This window comes from Bacillus sp. B.PNR1 (genome assembly GCF_030386235.1).
GTDB classification, from domain to species: domain Bacteria; phylum Bacillota; class Bacilli; order Bacillales; family Bacillaceae; genus Bacillus; species Bacillus stercoris.
In genome coordinates, this window is record NZ_JANYMN010000002.1 from 442,266 (window position 1) to 458,392 (window position 16,127).

Annotated in this window: 18 protein-coding genes and 1 pseudogene; 18 read left to right on the forward strand and 1 reads right to left on the reverse strand. The window is 43.9% G+C overall.

Translation table 11 applies throughout. The features are described 5' to 3' along the window. Positions 1-6: 6 nt before the first annotated feature. The 4 genes from atpA (at position 7) to NZD81_RS13625 (ending at position 4,324) form a co-directional block, all read left to right on the forward strand. Positions 7-1,515 carry a F0F1 ATP synthase subunit alpha gene (gene atpA / locus NZD81_RS13610; protein WP_040081551.1) on the forward strand — a complete coding sequence of 503 codons (1,509 nt, stop codon included), beginning with the start codon at positions 7-9 and terminating at the stop codon, positions 1,513-1,515. A gap of 76 nt (positions 1,516-1,591) precedes the next feature. Next, positions 1,592-2,455, forward strand: a complete 864-nt coding sequence (gene atpG / locus NZD81_RS13615; RefSeq protein ID WP_040081552.1) for an ATP synthase F1 subunit gamma — start codon at positions 1,592-1,594, stop codon at positions 2,453-2,455. 25 nt (positions 2,456-2,480) lie between these two features. After that, positions 2,481-3,902: a F0F1 ATP synthase subunit beta gene (gene atpD / locus NZD81_RS13620; protein ID WP_003235764.1), complete on the forward strand. Its 1,422-nt coding sequence runs from the start codon at positions 2,481-2,483 to the stop codon at positions 3,900-3,902. A 23-nt stretch (positions 3,903-3,925) separates the two neighbouring features. After that, a complete protein-coding gene (locus tag NZD81_RS13625; protein ID WP_014478254.1) occupies positions 3,926-4,324 on the forward strand; it encodes a F0F1 ATP synthase subunit epsilon in 399 nt (132 codons plus the stop codon). 35 nt (positions 4,325-4,359) lie between these two features. On the opposite strand, the gene NZD81_RS13630 is transcribed toward NZD81_RS13625, so the two are convergent. Continuing rightward, positions 4,360-4,833 carry a hypothetical protein gene (locus NZD81_RS13630; protein ID WP_041521440.1) on the reverse strand — a complete coding sequence of 158 codons (474 nt, stop codon included), beginning with the start codon at positions 4,831-4,833 and terminating at the stop codon, positions 4,360-4,362. A 169-nt stretch (positions 4,834-5,002) separates the two neighbouring features. On the opposite strand from NZD81_RS13630, the gene NZD81_RS13635 reads away from it, so the two are divergent. From NZD81_RS13635 to NZD81_RS21295, 14 genes and pseudogenes are all read left to right on the forward strand, one after another. Further along, on the forward strand, positions 5,003-5,233 hold the full coding sequence (locus NZD81_RS13635; RefSeq protein ID WP_003227691.1) for a DUF1146 family protein: 231 nt from the start codon (positions 5,003-5,005) through the stop codon (positions 5,231-5,233). Between the two features lie 134 nt (positions 5,234-5,367). Then, complete coding sequence (locus NZD81_RS13640) at positions 5,368-6,108, forward strand: YwmB family TATA-box binding protein (protein ID WP_040081554.1); 741 nt, start codon at positions 5,368-5,370, stop codon at positions 6,106-6,108. 33 nt (positions 6,109-6,141) lie between these two features. Next, positions 6,142-7,452, forward strand: coding sequence for a UDP-N-acetylglucosamine 1-carboxyvinyltransferase (gene murA / locus NZD81_RS13645; RefSeq protein ID WP_040081555.1), 1,311 nt, complete (start codon positions 6,142-6,144; stop codon positions 7,450-7,452). A 195-nt stretch (positions 7,453-7,647) separates the two neighbouring features. Further along, positions 7,648-8,679: a stage II sporulation protein D gene (gene spoIID, locus NZD81_RS13650; RefSeq protein ID WP_040081556.1), complete on the forward strand. Its 1,032-nt coding sequence runs from the start codon at positions 7,648-7,650 to the stop codon at positions 8,677-8,679. Between the two features lie 384 nt (positions 8,680-9,063). Continuing rightward, positions 9,064-9,747, forward strand: coding sequence for a vWA domain-containing protein (locus tag NZD81_RS13655; protein WP_024571497.1), 684 nt, complete (start codon positions 9,064-9,066; stop codon positions 9,745-9,747). 323 nt (positions 9,748-10,070) lie between these two features. Further along, complete coding sequence (locus NZD81_RS13660) at positions 10,071-10,748, forward strand: vWA domain-containing protein (RefSeq protein ID WP_014665708.1); 678 nt, start codon at positions 10,071-10,073, stop codon at positions 10,746-10,748. A 94-nt stretch (positions 10,749-10,842) separates the two neighbouring features. After that, positions 10,843-11,004 carry a hypothetical protein gene (locus NZD81_RS13665; protein WP_014665707.1) on the forward strand — a complete coding sequence of 54 codons (162 nt, stop codon included), beginning with the start codon at positions 10,843-10,845 and terminating at the stop codon, positions 11,002-11,004. 102 nt (positions 11,005-11,106) lie between these two features. Continuing rightward, positions 11,107-11,895, forward strand: coding sequence for a formate dehydrogenase accessory sulfurtransferase FdhD (gene fdhD / locus NZD81_RS13670; protein ID WP_014665706.1), 789 nt, complete (start codon positions 11,107-11,109; stop codon positions 11,893-11,895). A gap of 15 nt (positions 11,896-11,910) precedes the next feature. Further along, positions 11,911-12,936 (forward strand): GTP 3',8-cyclase MoaA, encoded by a 1,026-nt coding sequence (gene moaA, locus NZD81_RS13675; protein WP_147772644.1) that lies wholly within the window; start codon positions 11,911-11,913, stop codon positions 12,934-12,936. Between the two features lie 192 nt (positions 12,937-13,128). Continuing rightward, positions 13,129-14,262 carry a response regulator aspartate phosphatase RapB gene (gene rapB, locus NZD81_RS13680; protein WP_103031154.1) on the forward strand — a complete coding sequence of 378 codons (1,134 nt, stop codon included), beginning with the start codon at positions 13,129-13,131 and terminating at the stop codon, positions 14,260-14,262. A gap of 161 nt (positions 14,263-14,423) precedes the next feature. Further along, a complete protein-coding gene (locus NZD81_RS13685) occupies positions 14,424-14,903 on the forward strand; it encodes a hypothetical protein (RefSeq protein WP_014665701.1) in 480 nt (159 codons plus the stop codon). Positions 14,904-14,975: 72 nt separating this feature from the next. After that, the gene (locus tag NZD81_RS13690) at positions 14,976-15,164 is read left to right on the forward strand and encodes a stress response protein CsbD (protein ID WP_014665700.1); all 189 of its coding nucleotides are present in this window, start codon (positions 14,976-14,978) and stop codon (positions 15,162-15,164) included. 192 nt (positions 15,165-15,356) lie between these two features. Then, positions 15,357-15,502: pseudogene (locus tag NZD81_RS13695) on the forward strand (transporter substrate-binding protein); the annotation flags it as partial. A 244-nt stretch (positions 15,503-15,746) separates the two neighbouring features. Further along, the gene (locus NZD81_RS21295) at positions 15,747-16,031 is read left to right on the forward strand and encodes an urea ABC transporter ATP-binding protein (RefSeq protein ID WP_282373756.1); all 285 of its coding nucleotides are present in this window, start codon (positions 15,747-15,749) and stop codon (positions 16,029-16,031) included. The last annotated feature ends 96 nt before the right edge of the window (positions 16,032-16,127 follow it).

Sequence of the window (16,127 nt, forward strand, 5' to 3'; positions counted from 1 at the left end):
ACCTAAGTGAGCATCAAAGCTGAAGAGATTAGCACACTGATAAAACAGCAAATACAAAATTATCAATCTGATATTGAAGTTCAAGACGTAGGTACAGTCATCCAAGTCGGTGACGGTATTGCTCGTGTGCACGGCCTTGACAACTGTATGGCCGGTGAACTTGTCGAATTTTCAAACGGTGTTTTGGGTATGGCTCAAAACCTTGAAGAATCAAACGTAGGTATCGTCATCTTAGGACCTTTCAGTGAGATCCGTGAGGGAGACGAAGTAAAAAGAACAGGCCGCATCATGGAGGTCCCTGTTGGTGAAGAGTTAATCGGCCGTATCGTAAATCCGCTAGGGCAGCCGGTAGACGGACTTGGCCCGATCCTGACAAGCAAAACTCGTCCGATCGAAAGCCCTGCACCAGGCGTTATGGACCGTAAATCCGTTCATGAACCGCTTCAAACCGGTATCAAAGCGATCGATGCACTGATTCCAATCGGCCGCGGCCAGCGTGAGCTGATCATCGGTGACCGTCAAACAGGTAAAACATCTGTTGCGATCGATGCGATCCTGAACCAAAAAGACCAAGACATGATCTGCGTATATGTTGCGATCGGTCAAAAAGAATCAACAGTCCGCGGCGTAGTAGAAACATTGCGTAAACACGGCGCGCTTGATTATACAATTGTTGTAACGGCGTCTGCGTCACAGCCGGCACCGCTTCTGTACCTGGCACCGTATGCTGGGGTTACAATGGCAGAAGAATTTATGTACAGCGGCAAGCACGTTCTTGTTGTATATGATGATCTTTCTAAACAAGCAGCTGCTTACCGTGAGCTGTCCTTGCTTCTTCGCCGTCCGCCAGGCCGTGAAGCATTCCCTGGGGATGTATTCTATCTTCATTCCCGTCTGCTTGAGCGTGCAGCAAAGCTTAGCGACGCGAAAGGCGCAGGATCAATTACAGCTCTGCCGTTCGTAGAAACACAAGCCGGAGATATCTCTGCTTATATTCCGACGAACGTCATTTCCATCACCGACGGACAGATCTTCCTGCAATCTGATTTGTTCTTCTCAGGCGTACGTCCAGCGATCAACGCCGGATTGTCTGTATCCCGTGTCGGCGGCTCAGCGCAAATCAAAGCGATGAAAAAAGTATCAGGTACTTTGCGTCTTGACCTTGCGTCATACCGTGAGCTGGAAGCATTCGCTCAATTCGGTTCTGACCTCGACCAAGCGACTCAGGCAAAACTGAACCGCGGTGCGCGTACAGTTGAAGTGCTGAAGCAGGATCTGAACAAGCCGCTTCCGGTTGAAAACCAAGTAGCCATTCTTTATGCGCTGACAAAAGGATATCTTGATGATATTCCTGTGGCGGATATCAGACGTTTTGAAGAAGAGTACTATATGTACCTTGACCAAAACCATAGAGACCTGCTTGACGGAATTGCGAAAACAGGAAACCTTCCTGCTGATGAAGACTTCAAAGCTGCAATCGAAGGCTTCAAACGCACATTTGCACCAAGCAACTAACTCGAATGCTGATGAGAGAAAAAGGTTCTCTTTTTCTCTCTTTTTACGCAGATGAAGAGAAAAGGTGGTGAAATCTTTGGCCTCATTACGCGATATTAAGTCAAGGATCACGTCAACGAAAAAAACGAGCCAGATTACAAAAGCCATGCAGATGGTATCTGCGGCTAAGCTGAATCGTGCTGAAAACAATGCAAAATCATTTGTGCCATATATGGATAAAATCCAAGAGGTTGTGTCAAACGTCGGGAGAGTTTCCGGCAACGTGAAGCATCCGATGCTTCTCAGCAGAGAAGTGAAAAAAACGGCATACCTTGTCATTACGTCTGACCGCGGTCTTGCCGGCGCTTTTAACAGTTCGGTTTTACGAAGTGCTTATCAGGCCATGCAGGAACGTCATCAGTCTAAGGATGAGTATGCGGTGATTGCCATCGGAAGAGTGGGCCGTGATTTCTTTAGGAAACGTGAGATTCCGATCATTTCCGAGTTAACAGGGCTTGGAGATGAAGTAACGTTTACAGAAATTAAGGATCTTGCCCGTCAAACGATCCAAATGTTTATAGACGGTGCGTTTGATGAACTGCACCTTGTTTATAACCATTTTGTCAGCGCCATTTCTCAAGAAGTAACGGAGAAAAAACTTCTGCCGTTATCTGATTTGGGCAGCAGCGGCGGAAAAAGAACGGCGTCTTATGAATTTGAACCATCTGAAGAGGAGGTTCTGGAGGTTTTGCTTCCTCAATATGCAGAAAGCTTAATCTTCGGTGCGCTTCTTGACAGTAAAGCAAGTGAGCACGCTGCAAGAATGACGGCGATGAAAAATGCGACAGATAACGCGAAGGAACTTATCGATTCACTTTCGCTTTCATACAACCGCGCTCGCCAAGCAGCCATCACACAAGAAATTACGGAAATTGTCGGCGGAGCAGCCGCTTTAGAATAGAAAGATTTTGTCAGGAGGGATAGCGATGAAGAAAGGACGCGTTAGCCAGGTATTAGGACCGGTCGTCGACGTGCGTTTTGAAGACGGTCACTTGCCTGAAATTTATAATGCGATTAAAATTTCACAGCCAGCTGCAAGTGAAAACGAAGTAGGTATTGATTTAACGCTTGAGGTCGCTCTTCATTTAGGCGATGATACAGTACGTACAATCGCAATGGCATCTACGGATGGTGTTCAGCGCGGTATGGAAGCTGTAGATACAGGAGCGCCAATCTCAGTACCGGTTGGTGATGTAACACTCGGACGTGTATTTAACGTTCTCGGAGAAAATATTGATTTGAATGAGCCGGTTCCTGCGGATGCGAAAAAGGATCCGATTCACAGACAGGCTCCTTCATTCGATCAGCTTTCAACAGAAGTTGAAATTCTTGAAACAGGTATTAAAGTTGTTGACTTGCTTGCTCCTTACATCAAGGGCGGTAAAATCGGATTGTTCGGCGGTGCCGGTGTAGGTAAAACCGTATTAATCCAGGAATTAATCAACAACATCGCGCAAGAGCATGGCGGTATCTCTGTATTCGCCGGCGTAGGAGAGCGTACTCGTGAAGGGAACGACCTTTTCTATGAAATGAGTGACTCTGGCGTAATCAACAAAACAGCCATGGTATTCGGACAAATGAACGAGCCGCCGGGCGCACGTATGCGTGTTGCTTTGACAGGCCTAACAATGGCTGAGCACTTCCGTGATGTACAAGGACAGGACGTACTGTTCTTCATCGATAACATTTTCCGTTTCACACAAGCGGGTTCTGAGGTTTCAGCCCTTCTTGGCCGTATGCCTTCTGCGGTTGGTTATCAGCCGACGCTTGCAACTGAAATGGGTCAGCTCCAAGAGCGTATCACGTCTACGAACGTTGGATCAGTTACATCTATCCAGGCGATCTACGTGCCTGCCGATGACTATACCGACCCGGCGCCGGCGACAACGTTCGCTCACTTGGATGCGACAACAAACCTTGAGCGTAAATTAACTGAAATGGGTATTTACCCTGCGGTTGATCCGTTGGCATCTACATCACGCGCCCTTGCTCCTGAAATTGTTGGAGAAGAGCATTATGCTGTTGCACGTGAAGTACAGTCAACGCTTCAGCGTTACAAAGAGCTTCAAGATATCATTGCGATTCTCGGTATGGATGAATTAAGTGATGAAGACAAGCTTGTCGTTCAACGCGCACGCCGTATCCAGTTCTTCCTTTCTCAAAACTTCCACGTGGCTGAACAGTTCACTGGACAAAAAGGTTCTTACGTGCCTGTAAAAGAGACGGTACAAGGCTTCAAAGAAATCTTAGCCGGTAAATACGACCATCTTCCAGAAGATGCGTTCCGTCTTGTAGGCCGTATCGAAGAAGTTGTTGAGAAAGCAAAAGAAATGGGTGTAGAAGTTTAATCTGGTCCTAGGAGGGTAAAAGCATGAAGACCGTTAAAGTCAATATCGTTACTCCCGACGGCCCAGTATACGATGCGGATATCGAAATGGTGAGTGTGAGAGCCGAAAGCGGCGATCTCGGTATTTTGCCAGGTCATATTCCAACCGTGGCTCCTCTTAAAATCGGCGCTGTCCGTCTGAAAAAAGACGGACAGACTGAAATGGTTGCCGTCAGCGGCGGATTTGTAGAAGTCCGTCCTGATCAGGTCACCATCCTAGCCCAGGCTGCCGAGACAGCGGAAGGCATCGATAAAGAGCGCGCTGAAGCTGCACGCCAGCGGGCGCAGGAGCGTTTGAATTCTCAATCAGATGATACTGACATTCGTCGGGCTGAGCTTGCGTTACAGCGGGCTTTGAACAGATTGGATGTAGCAGGGAAATAAGAAAAAAATCCTTCTCTTTATGAGAAGGATTTTTTTTATGAACGCACTAGAGAATCAAACAGCGACAGCAGCGGGCGATCCTCTTTTTGGCGCAAGTATAAACCATCACAGGTATTCATGGTATTCCACGATTTGCGATGTCTTCTAAAGCCCAGTGTATAAGCGCCGTCTTTATACGGATAAGGTTTTACAACCCATTCAGCATCTTCATGGCGGGCAATCACGCAATCTATAAGATAAACACTGATCATTTTCTCGAATTCTTCAATAGGAAGATTCCAATCAGCAAGCAAAAGCTCTTGTATACTTTGAAAATAGAGGTTTTCCAGCTCTTCAAGGCTTTCTCTCGTATAGGTAAGAGAAATGTTAAAAAACTGACACAATTCATTCAGTTCTTCAATCTGTGACTGTCTATAATCATAATAGAATGCAATTGCTTCCCATTCCTGTTCAAAAATTGGCAGGTCCTCACCATATTGCTTTTCAGGCTGAAAAAAAGAATGATTCACATTTGCCAGCTCCTTTCCAATAAAGTATATCATGTAAAAGAATCACACTTTAAGTGGGGGTTAGCCCTAGATTTGGCTGATTATTCCGTTCTGTATAAAATGTATCATCTTTATCTGCGCTTCTTATATAATAAGAAAGGGTATGAGCGCAGAGAAAGGAGTGTAATAGATGAGTGTATTGGGACAGCAGGCTGCAATCGGCATTGTCGTTCACCTGATTTTTATAGCAGTGACTTGGTGGGCGCTGCAAGCCGTCAATATAGATCCGCTAATCAAAAAAGGCAAAGTCGTGCAGGCAAGACTCCTGATGATTTTGCTGACAATCGCTATTGGAACGGCGGTTGCGAATTTCTTTTTAGATTACCTCAATTATTCACAGCAGCTTCCCTATCTATTTTAATAGGTTTTGACTATCGTCATCATGGGAATGGTTGGAGGAAGCGGGTTGAAGCAATAGCTCGAGTTTTGACGAAGATTTTTACGTATGGCGCCTCTTGCCTCCGGTAAAACTGGGGATAAGGGGGAGAGATGAACATGAAGAAAAAACAAGTAAGCCACGCCATTATGATTTCCGTCATGTTAAGCTTCGTCATTGCTGTTTTCCATACCATTCATGCGAGTGAATTAACGCCGTTGGCACAAATAGCAGAGGGGATGGAACGCCAAGATGTGTCAATAGATAAGTGGACATTGCATGCAAAACAAAACATGTCACTGACCGAAAAAGAATTTGATCAAAAAGTGCAACGTTTAAAATCAGAGTATCGTCAATATGATTGGACGATTGCGCAGGAAGATAAAGTCGTAAAGGCAATTGGCACATATACTGACAAAAAAAATCGCACTTCTTTTAGACTGCAGCTTGTCACAACCCTCAAAAAACACAACCCAACTTCGTATTTATTATATGAGCAAATGAGTCTTGAGACACCGGATAGCTGGAATGATACATATGAACAGTTTGAACGGGAGACACTTGGGATATTCCAAGAAAAAGTAGTTATTTTTACTTGTCTAAATGGTCATTTAGATGATAATATGAATATTGTTTTGCAAAAAAAAGCAAATCAGTTATTAAATGAATTTCAAGCAAGATCAGTAGAACATGTAGTTGAGCCAAATTTCGTTTCTATTTCTGCGTTTACAGATGAGTGGGAAGAGTACATTATGACCTCGAAACATAAGATGAATTTGCAAATTGCACTTAGAAGTGCAGGAATGGGCGGAAAACATACCGTTACGGTTGGCACACCAATCGTTACGACTGAATATTAATATAGAGAATTTAGGGACGCGGAGGGGAATACCTTGGAAAAAATCATCGTCCGCGGCGGTCAGAAGTTAAACGGCACAGTCAAAGTTGAAGGCGCTAAAAATGCCGTTTTACCTGTTATCGCTGCATCTTTATTAGCAAGTGAAGAAAAAAGCGTAATTTGTGATGTACCTACGCTCTCCGATGTATATACAATTAACGAAGTGTTGCGTCATTTAGGAGCAGATGTGCATTTTGAGAATAATGAAGTGACTGTGAATGCTTCATACGCTTTGCAAACTGAAGCACCTTTTGAATATGTTCGTAAAATGCGTGCGTCTGTGCTTGTCATGGGGCCGCTTCTTGCGCGTACAGGTCATGCAAGAGTTGCGCTTCCGGGTGGATGCGCAATTGGTTCCAGACCGATTGATCAGCATTTAAAAGGTTTTGAAGCAATGGGCGCAGAAATCAAAGTCGGTAATGGCTTCATTGAAGCTGAAGTAAAAGGCCGACTGCAAGGCGCAAAAATTTATCTGGACTTCCCAAGTGTAGGAGCTACAGAGAACCTGATTATGGCAGCTGCTTTAGCTGAAGGAACAACAACGCTGGAAAACGTGGCAAAAGAACCCGAAATCGTTGATTTAGCAAACTATATCAACGGCATGGGCGGAAAAATCCGCGGAGCTGGCACCGGCACCATCAAAATTGAAGGAGTCGAAAAGCTTCACGGCGTAAAACACCATATTATTCCTGACCGTATTGAAGCGGGCACATTTATGGTTGCTGCTGCAATCACTGAAGGAAACGTATTAGTAAAAGGAGCGGTTCCTGAGCACCTCACCTCTTTAATCGCAAAAATGGAAGAGATGGGTGTAACAATTAAGGATGAAGGTGAAGGCCTGCGTGTCATCGGCCCGAAAGAACTGAAACCGATTGATATCAAAACAATGCCTCACCCGGGCTTCCCGACTGATATGCAGTCACAAATGATGGCGCTTCTGCTTCGTGCAAGCGGCACAAGCATGATTACAGAAACTGTTTTTGAAAACCGCTTTATGCATGCGGAAGAATTCCGCCGTATGAATGGTGATATCAAGATTGAAGGACGTTCTGTCATCATTAACGGTCCTGTACAGCTTCAGGGAGCTGAAGTTGCAGCGACTGATTTGCGTGCAGGTGCAGCGCTGATTCTTGCGGGGTTAGTGGCTGAAGGTCACACACGTGTTACTGAACTGAAGCACTTAGACCGCGGTTACGTTGGTTTCCATAAGAAGCTTGCCGCTCTGGGCGCAGACATCGAACGTGTAAATGATGAGTCTGCTTCTGAGCAAGAGAATAAAGAAGTCGTTTCTGACTTAAATGCATAAACTTACTTGAAAATCAGTATGTCACTCTGGCATACTGGTTTTTTATTTTTTGTGTATTATCATCATTATGCGCAAAATAGCAAAAAAGAATACGTAAATGACAAATAAAGTTTCTGTCCAAAACGAGAGTCATATTAGCTTGTCCCTGCCCATAGACTAGACTAGAGTCGAATCCCGAGCAGGAGGCAGCTGAATATGAAACAATTCGCAATCACACTATCCGTACTATGTGCATTGATTCTCTTGGTTCCCACCCTTTTGGTTATACCGTTCCAGCATAATAAGGAAGCGGGGGCCAGTGTAGAATCAGAAAAGACAGCAGTCAGCACGAGACCAGCATCGAAAGGAGCAGAAACATTGAAAGCATCACCTGTTTCTATTCCCGTCTATCGAACCGCAAATCAATCCGTAGAAAACATTCCGCTTGAAGAGTATGTGATTGGAGTCGTCGCCTCCGAAATGCCGGCAACCTTTAAACCTGAAGCGCTGAAAGCCCAGGCCCTCGCCGCCAGAACATTTATTGTCAGACTGATGGTGTCAAATTCAGCGGTTGAGGCCCCTAAAGGCTCACTGGTGGATGATACACAAATGTTCCAGGTGTATAAAAACAAAGCGGAGCTAAAAAAGCAGTGGGGCACAAGCTATGAAGCAAAACTGAAGAAAATCACAGATGCGGTTGCCAGTACGCAAGGCAAAATCCTAACGTACAACAACCAGCCGATTGAAGCCTCCTTTTTCTCCACAAGCAATGGCTACACAGAGAATGCAGAAGCTTATTGGACAAGTGCTATCCCATATTTAAAAAGCGTCAAAAGCCCATGGGATAAAAAGTCTCCGAAATATAAGTCAACAAAAACCTTTACAGCAGCAGAGTTTGAGCAAAAGCTCGGCGTCAAGCTGGATGGGTCTAGCGCAGTAGGAAGGATTACCGGAGAGACACCGGGCCACCAGGTCGCAACAGCCGTCATTAACGGCAAGACGCTGAAAGGAAGAGACATACGTGAAAAGCTGGGTCTCAACTCCGCCGATTTTGAATGGAAGCGAAATGGAGACACAATTACAGTCACGACGAGAGGATTTGGCCACGGTGTAGGGATGAGCCAATACGGAGCGAATTTTATGGCGAAAGAAGGAAAAACGGTTGATGACATCGTGAAGTACTATTATCAGGGCACACAAATTTCTGAGGCCGATTCGTTTTTGAATAAATATATGGCGAAAAAGTAAAAAAGACGCTCATTGAGCGTCTTTTTCTATTCCTGAATGTCTTTTATCTAAGGGCGGTTGAAACGGTTTAGAGGAGCTTCTGGCAGTCTTTGAGGACCAGTCCTTTTTTCCTGATTGCAGGTTTTAAGATTGTGGTAAAGTCATCCACATTTGTCGACAGACTTCGACAGACTCATATAACGAAAGCCGAAAGGCGGACAATCTTCTTTTTTCATAGGAGCGTTAGGTGGAAATCACTAATAAAAACATAGGTTTCTATGCAAAAGTAAACAACAGCAATGGGGAAGCCCGCCCTATTTATTTCTCGGTTTTTGTCGATTACGATAGGTTATGTTCAGCGTTGAACATCTGCACGCAGAAACAAATTGGTAAAGGGGTACGAACATGAAGAAAAGATTTTCACTGATCATGATGACGGGATTGTTATTTGGATTAACTTCACCTGCTTTTGCAGCTGAAAAGAAAGAAACGGAGGCTAAAGCTCCTGCGAACGTGGCAGTCTTGCTTGATGCCAGCGGAAGTATGGCGAAAAGAATAGACGGTGTCTCTAAATTTAATTCAGCCAAAAAAGAAATTTCAAAGTTTGCAAGCTCACTGCCAGAAGGAACTCAGGTGAAAATGAGTGTGTTTGGCTCTGAAGGAAACAATAAAAATTCCGGAAAAGTTCAATCATGTGAAGCCATTCGCAACGTATACGGCTTCCAAAGCTTTAATGAGCAAAGCTTCCTCAATTCTCTCAATACAATTGGACCGACTGGCTGGACGCCAATTGCCAAAGCGCTGAATGAGGCGAAATCTTCTTTTGACCAGCTTGACGCAAAAGGGGAAAAAGTGGTGTATCTGTTGACAGACGGTGAGGAAACGTGCGGAGGAAATCCGATTAAAACAGCAAAGGAACTGCAAAAAGACAATATCACTGTGAATGTGATCGGTTTTGATTATAAAGAGGGATACAAAGGACAGCTGAACGCGATTGCGAAAGTAGGCGGCGGTGAATACTTCCCTGCTTATACTCAAAAAGATGTTGAGAAAATCTTCACTCAGCAATCATTGATGTTATCTAAATAAGAAAAAAAGAGGCTGATAGCGGTCAGCCTCTTTTTGGTATGTAACATAATGTTCAAAAGTAATCAGGTATCAGCCTGTAGCATAGTAGCAGATTTCCGTTTTTCTGTGATGATCAAGGCGAAAAAAGAATGAATCATGTCACAATATGCATATGCTTTTTGGGCGAAAAAGGCTACATATCAACGGAATTTCAAGTGATTTTGAACAGGAAGTGAAAGCAGCACAAAAGGCAGCTTGCCCTATATCTTTTTGCATTTTCATATTCTAGCATAAAGAAGAATCCAACTATAGTTGGAAAATATGATAAAGAAAGGAAGAAAAACATGAAAAAAAAACTGCTGGCTGCCGGCATCATTGGATTGCTGACTGTCTCCTTTGCCTCCCCGTCTTTTGCAGCTGAGAAACAGACTGACACAAATGTAGCTGTTTTGTTTGATGGAAGCGGAAGCATGATTCAAAAAACAGGGGGAGAGCGCAAAATAGACATTGCCAAAAAATCAGTAAAGTCTTTTGCCGAGCTGCTTCCGAAGGATACAAATCTCATGCTTCGCGTTTTCGGACATGCTGGAAACAATAAATTGTCCGGCAAAGCTCTTTCATGCAGCACGACGGAAACCATTTACGGCCTTCATCCATATGAAGGATCGCTGTTTGACAATTCATTGAGTGAGATCAAGCCGACTGGCTGGACACCGATTGCCAAAGCACTTTCAGACACAAGAAAAGAATTTGAAGCTTTTGGCGCGGACGGGAAAAATGTGGTGTACTTAATCACTGACGGTGAAGAAACGTGCGGCGGAGACCCTGCGGCGGAAATCGAAAAGCTTCGTGCATCGAATGTGGACACGATCGTAAATATTATTGGCTTCAACTTTGATGTTAAAGGCAATGAAGAGATGAAACAAGCGGCTGTAGCTGGAGGCGGAGAATACATTTCAGCGAACAGTGCGGATGAGTTTGAACAGGCTTGGGAAAAAGAAGCACAAAAATTTACTGAGTAAGGAACCTAATGATCAGGCGCTCCCCCAGGCGCCTTTTTTTATTGGTTTAAAAACAGCTTGGGCGGGAATGATACCCTTAAAAGGGGTTGAACATATGAAATTATTAGGAATGATTTTTCTTATAGCCACCGTGGCATTCATATTGATTGGTGTTCTTCTAAAACTGGCAGCCTTCTTTTTTGTCAGCATTCTCACCTTGATCGCAGCTATCGTGCTGTTTACGGTCCTGAGAAAGAATCAGCATAATCAAACATAGAGTCCTTTGTACAGAGGGCTCTTTTTTATGTCTCAGAATTCGACAAAATCCGAGGAGTGTGAAAAAATATAAAGGCAGGAACATTGCGGAGGGGAAGAGACATTGAACGATAAAGCAACTGCGGTCAGGGATGTATGGCGCTATGAACAAGGGGAAATAAGCAAAATAAAAGACCGGATGGTGACGGAATACCCTTTGACAGTGATACTGAATGGCAGTGAATTTGTGACGCTCGTTTGCACGCCTGAGCATATCAAAGAGCTTGTCATCGGATTTCTCGCATCAGAGGGTGTAATACGATTTCAAAAAGAGATTAAAAGGTTTACAATAGATGAAAGTCTCGGTTTTGTTTATGTCGACCTCGTTCATCCTGAGACATTGGATCAAAAGGATTATACGAAACGGGTGATCGGCTCATGCTGCGGAAAGGGCCGTCATTTTTATTTTCAGCAGGATGTCAAAACAGCCAAGACGGCTGTCAGCCAAATCAAGATATCGCCTGATGCATGTCTGGCGCTTATGAAAGACATGCAGCAAAGGAGCGGGACGTTTCAGGAGACGGGAGGCGTCCATAATGCGGCGCTATGCGACACAGAGAAACTGCTGTTGATGCGCACAGATATCGGCCGGCACAACGCACTTGATAAATTATACGGACATTGCCTTCTAAATGGAATGTCCGTCCGTGACAAACTGATTGTGTTCAGCGGCAGAATCTCATCAGAAGTTCTGTTAAAGGCGGCAAAAATCGGCGTGTCGATTGTCATTTCCAAATCGGCCCCGACGGAGCTTGCGATTCAAATGGCGGAAGAATTGAATATCACAGCGATCGGATTTGTCAGAAACGAATCATTTAATGTATATACACACCCTGAGAGAATCGGGGGATAGGAAGGGGCTGTAGCTATGATTACAGAGTCGCGTCAGATGTTGGATAAGAGAAACAGACCGCTGAGAGACCTTCGCATTTCTGTTACAGACCGCTGCAACTTCCGATGCACGTACTGTATGCCCGCCGAATTATTCGGTCCGGACTATCCTTTTTTAAAGAAAGAGGAGCTGCTTTCATTTGAGGAGCTGGAACGGCTTGCGACACTTTTTGTCACAAGATTCGGCGTTGAAAAAATCCGCTTGACCGGCGGAGAGCCCCTCATGAGAAAGGATATGCCGGAACTAATCAAAAAACTGGCCCGCATTCCGGGTGTCCGTGATATTGCGATGACGACAAACGGTTCACTGCTGCCTGTTTATGCGGAGAGGCTCAAGGAAGCCGGGCTGAAACGGGTTACGATCAGCCTTGATTCTTTAGAGGATGAGCGTTTTAAAAAGATAAACGGGCGCGGCGTTTCTGTCAGCAAGGTGCTGGAAGGCATTGAAGCGGCGAAGCAAGCGGGGCTCGGTGTTAAAATCAATATGGTTGTCCAAAAGGGCGTCAATGAAAAAGATATACTGCCAATGGCCCGTTATTTTAAAGAAAAAGGCCATATCCTGAGATTCATTGAATTTATGGACGTAGGCAATACCAACCAATGGGAAAAGAAAGACGTTATGACGAAGGCGGAAATCATAGATTTGATCAATGAACACATGCCGGTTGAGCCGATAGCGCCTAATTATACAGGCGAAGTGGCTTCCAGATTCCGCTACTTGGACGGCTCCGGAGAAATCGGCGTCATCTCATCTGTATCTGATGCGTTCTGTGGATCTTGCAACAGGGCCCGTCTTTCTGCGAGGGGTGAGCTGTTCACCTGTTTATTTGCTTCAAACGGATTTGACCTCAGAGCTCCGGTTCGTCAGGAACTAAGTGATGACGAACTGTCAGAAATGATCGGCACAGTCTGGAAAAACCGGATCGATCAGTATTCAGTCGATCGTACGCTATCAAAAGCATCAGGCAAAAAGAAAGTGGAAATGTCTTATATTGGCGGTTAATATGAAGTCAAAAGCTTATCGGCGCTGTCCGGTAAGCTTTTTTTATCAAAATCTGAGTGCAAAAAATTCGTATAAAAACCGAAATATATAAGGATAGGCATAAAGAAGGATTCATTGTAAGAAAAATTAATTCCAAAGCCATACATTATGATAAAATATAACCAATTAGAAAATAGAAAGGGTTGGAGGGGCATGGCCGCGTACGAGATCCCGTCATCTCAAGTAGGAGTGAAAATCAATAAGTGGTATAAGCACATTTTAGCATTTCAAGTGGCTGATGCCGTAAAGCTGAAGAAAGAAATTGATCAAGACATAGAACAGATGGAAGAGGATCAGCTGCTTCTCTTGTATTATCAGCTGATCAGCTACAGGCACCAAATTATGCTGGATTATGTAAAGCCCGACCTGCACGAGGAATCTCAGCTTCAATATCGTGAATTGATCAAAAGGCTGGAAAGCAATCAGGACAGCATCTCCGGATTATCTGAGTATTATTTTCACTTGTTTAGAGGAATGTACGAATTTGAACAGAACAATTACATCTCCGCTATATCCTTTTACCGGAAAGCTGAGAAGATGCTTGCGTTTGTAGAAGATGAAATTGAAAGAGCGGAATTTCATTTTAAGGTGGCAGAAGTCTTTTATATTATGAAGCAGACGCACTTTTCCATGAACCACGCCGTACAGGCGCTGGAGACGTATAAGGCTAATGATTTTTACAGAGTCAGAAGAATTCAATGTCATTTCGTCATATCAGGAAACTACATAGACTACAGAAATTATGAAAAAGCGCTTGAGCATTTGGATGACGCATACCGTCTTGCTTTATTGGAGGGACAGCCCCGTTTGATCGGATCAGCCCTTTATAATATCGGGAATTGCTATGATGACAAGGGGGAGCTGGATCAAGCCGCCGAATACTTTGAAAAAGCGCTTCCTGTCTTCGAGGATTATCAGCTGGAACAGCTTCCAAAAACGCTCTTCAGCCTGACCCGCGTTCTTTTCAAAAAACAAGATGCCGAGGCTGCCATGCACTACTATGAAAAGGGAATTGCCATCGCCAAAAAGCGTAACGACTTCTTCAGTCTGGCAAAATATAAATTTCTGCAGGCCTTATATGTGGAATCTGTCAATTTGGATATGATTCAAGAAGTATTTGATTATATGGAAGAAAAAGGCTTGTACGTATATATTGAAGAATTTGCTTTAGATGCTGCCTCCCATTTCAGTCATCGTGAGCAATATAAAGAAGCGGTGTATTTTTATGAAAAAGCGGTCAGCATGAGAGAGATGATTCAAAGGAACGATTGTTTATATAAAGTATGAAACAAAACCATCTGCGGGCAGATGGTTTTTTTATATGCAAAAAAAGGGGAGCATCGGAACGTTTATTTCCGGGGAGAACAGGAAAAATCGCTACAGCACTGTTTTTTGTACAAAAGCCGTTTTGGGATGCAGATATACATGATTGATTGAGGGGGAATTCGATGTTTGGTTTCAATGATATGGTGAAGTTTCTATGGTCTTTCCTCATTGTTCTGCCGCTTGTACAGATCATACATGTTTCGGGGCACAGCTTTATGGCCTTTATTTTTGGCGGAAAAGGCTCATTGGATATTGGAATGGGAAAAACACTGCTTAAGATTGGGCCAATACGGTTCAGAACGATTTATTTTATCGATTCTTTTTGCCGATACGGGGATTTGAAGATTGACAATCGATTCTCAAATGCACTCGTGTATGCCGGAGGCTGCCTGTTTAATCTGATTACGATTTTTGCAGTCAATCTGCTGATTATACACAGTGTATTAAAGCCGAATGTGTTTTTCTATCAGTTTGTCTATTTTTCTACGTATTACGTGTTTTTTGCCCTTCTGCCGGTTCGGTATTCAGAGAAGAAGTCATCAGACGGGCTGGCGATATATAAAGTGCTCCGTTACGGAGAGCGCTACGAAATCGATAAATAACATTGGAATGTTTAGTGCCTCTCAGATCGGGAAGGTAACAAGTACACACATAAATGAGGGGAGAGGATCAACATGGGTAACGATAGTGTAAAAGACAAAATGAAAGGCGGCTTTAATAAAGCCAAAGGAGAAGTGAAGGATAAAGCCGGAGATATGACTGACAGAACGGACATGAAGGCTGAAGGCAAAAAAGATAAGGCGAAAGGCGAAATCCAAAAGGATATCGGGGAAGCCAAGGATAAATTCTCAGATAAAGATTAATCATACGGAAGAGGCAGGAAACGATATGTTTCTTGTCTTTTTTTGTTCACTTTTTCTGATGTGAATAAATATAACAAAAAAAGCAGCTGGTTTGGTCAAAATATCTAAATTTTTCAAATATTATTTGAATTGATGAACCTCTTCTATATAATAATGACATGAGTTGTTAACTTTTGTAACGTCAGTTGGTGAAATCAAAAGGGCAGAGTTCTCGATAAAAAGCTTGAACCCATCATGGAAGACGGCGCCTCAGGCTGGCCTACATATGCGAAAAAATGAAAAAACTTCTTCAGCAGGATAAAGCAGCTGCTGTTTTTGAAGGATGGACATCTGTAAGCTGTTCTGATTGCGGACAGGAGTGTAACGTCTAGTTACAATCAATGATACGGCTGCTTCCGCCAACAGGAGGCTATCTGTTTCATCAAACGTTTGTTCAAAACGAAAAGGCGGAAAAACGGGCAGGAGCGGGTATTGCGTATGTTCCGCAGGGAAGATACATTTTTTCCTCCTTAACTGGAAGAAGCGGGCGGGGCAGGTCAAGGGAGAAATTTTTTTAGTGGTTTCCCGTTTTGAAGGAGATGCTTGAGCCAGCTTGCAATTTCCAGAGCGCTGATGGGAAATCCAAAAATTATTTTACTTGATGAACCAATGGAAGGAATTCAGCCATCAATTATCGAACTAATCAGACAAGTTATCGTAGAAATTTCCAGAAAAAAAGACATTTCCATTGTTTTAGTCGAGCACAGTCTGGAAAACGCGTTAACATGTGCTGACTACCTTTATGTGATCGACAGGGGAACGGTTGTCGACCATGGAAAGGCCGATGAAGAAACGGCACACCGCTTTGAAAGGCATCTTACCGTATGACCCGGTACTTGAAGAAAGGGAGGTGATGTCCCGCCTGCATGCTCCAAAAATTCGTAGTAACCGCATCCGCTTTATATGACAAAAGAAGGAGGATTA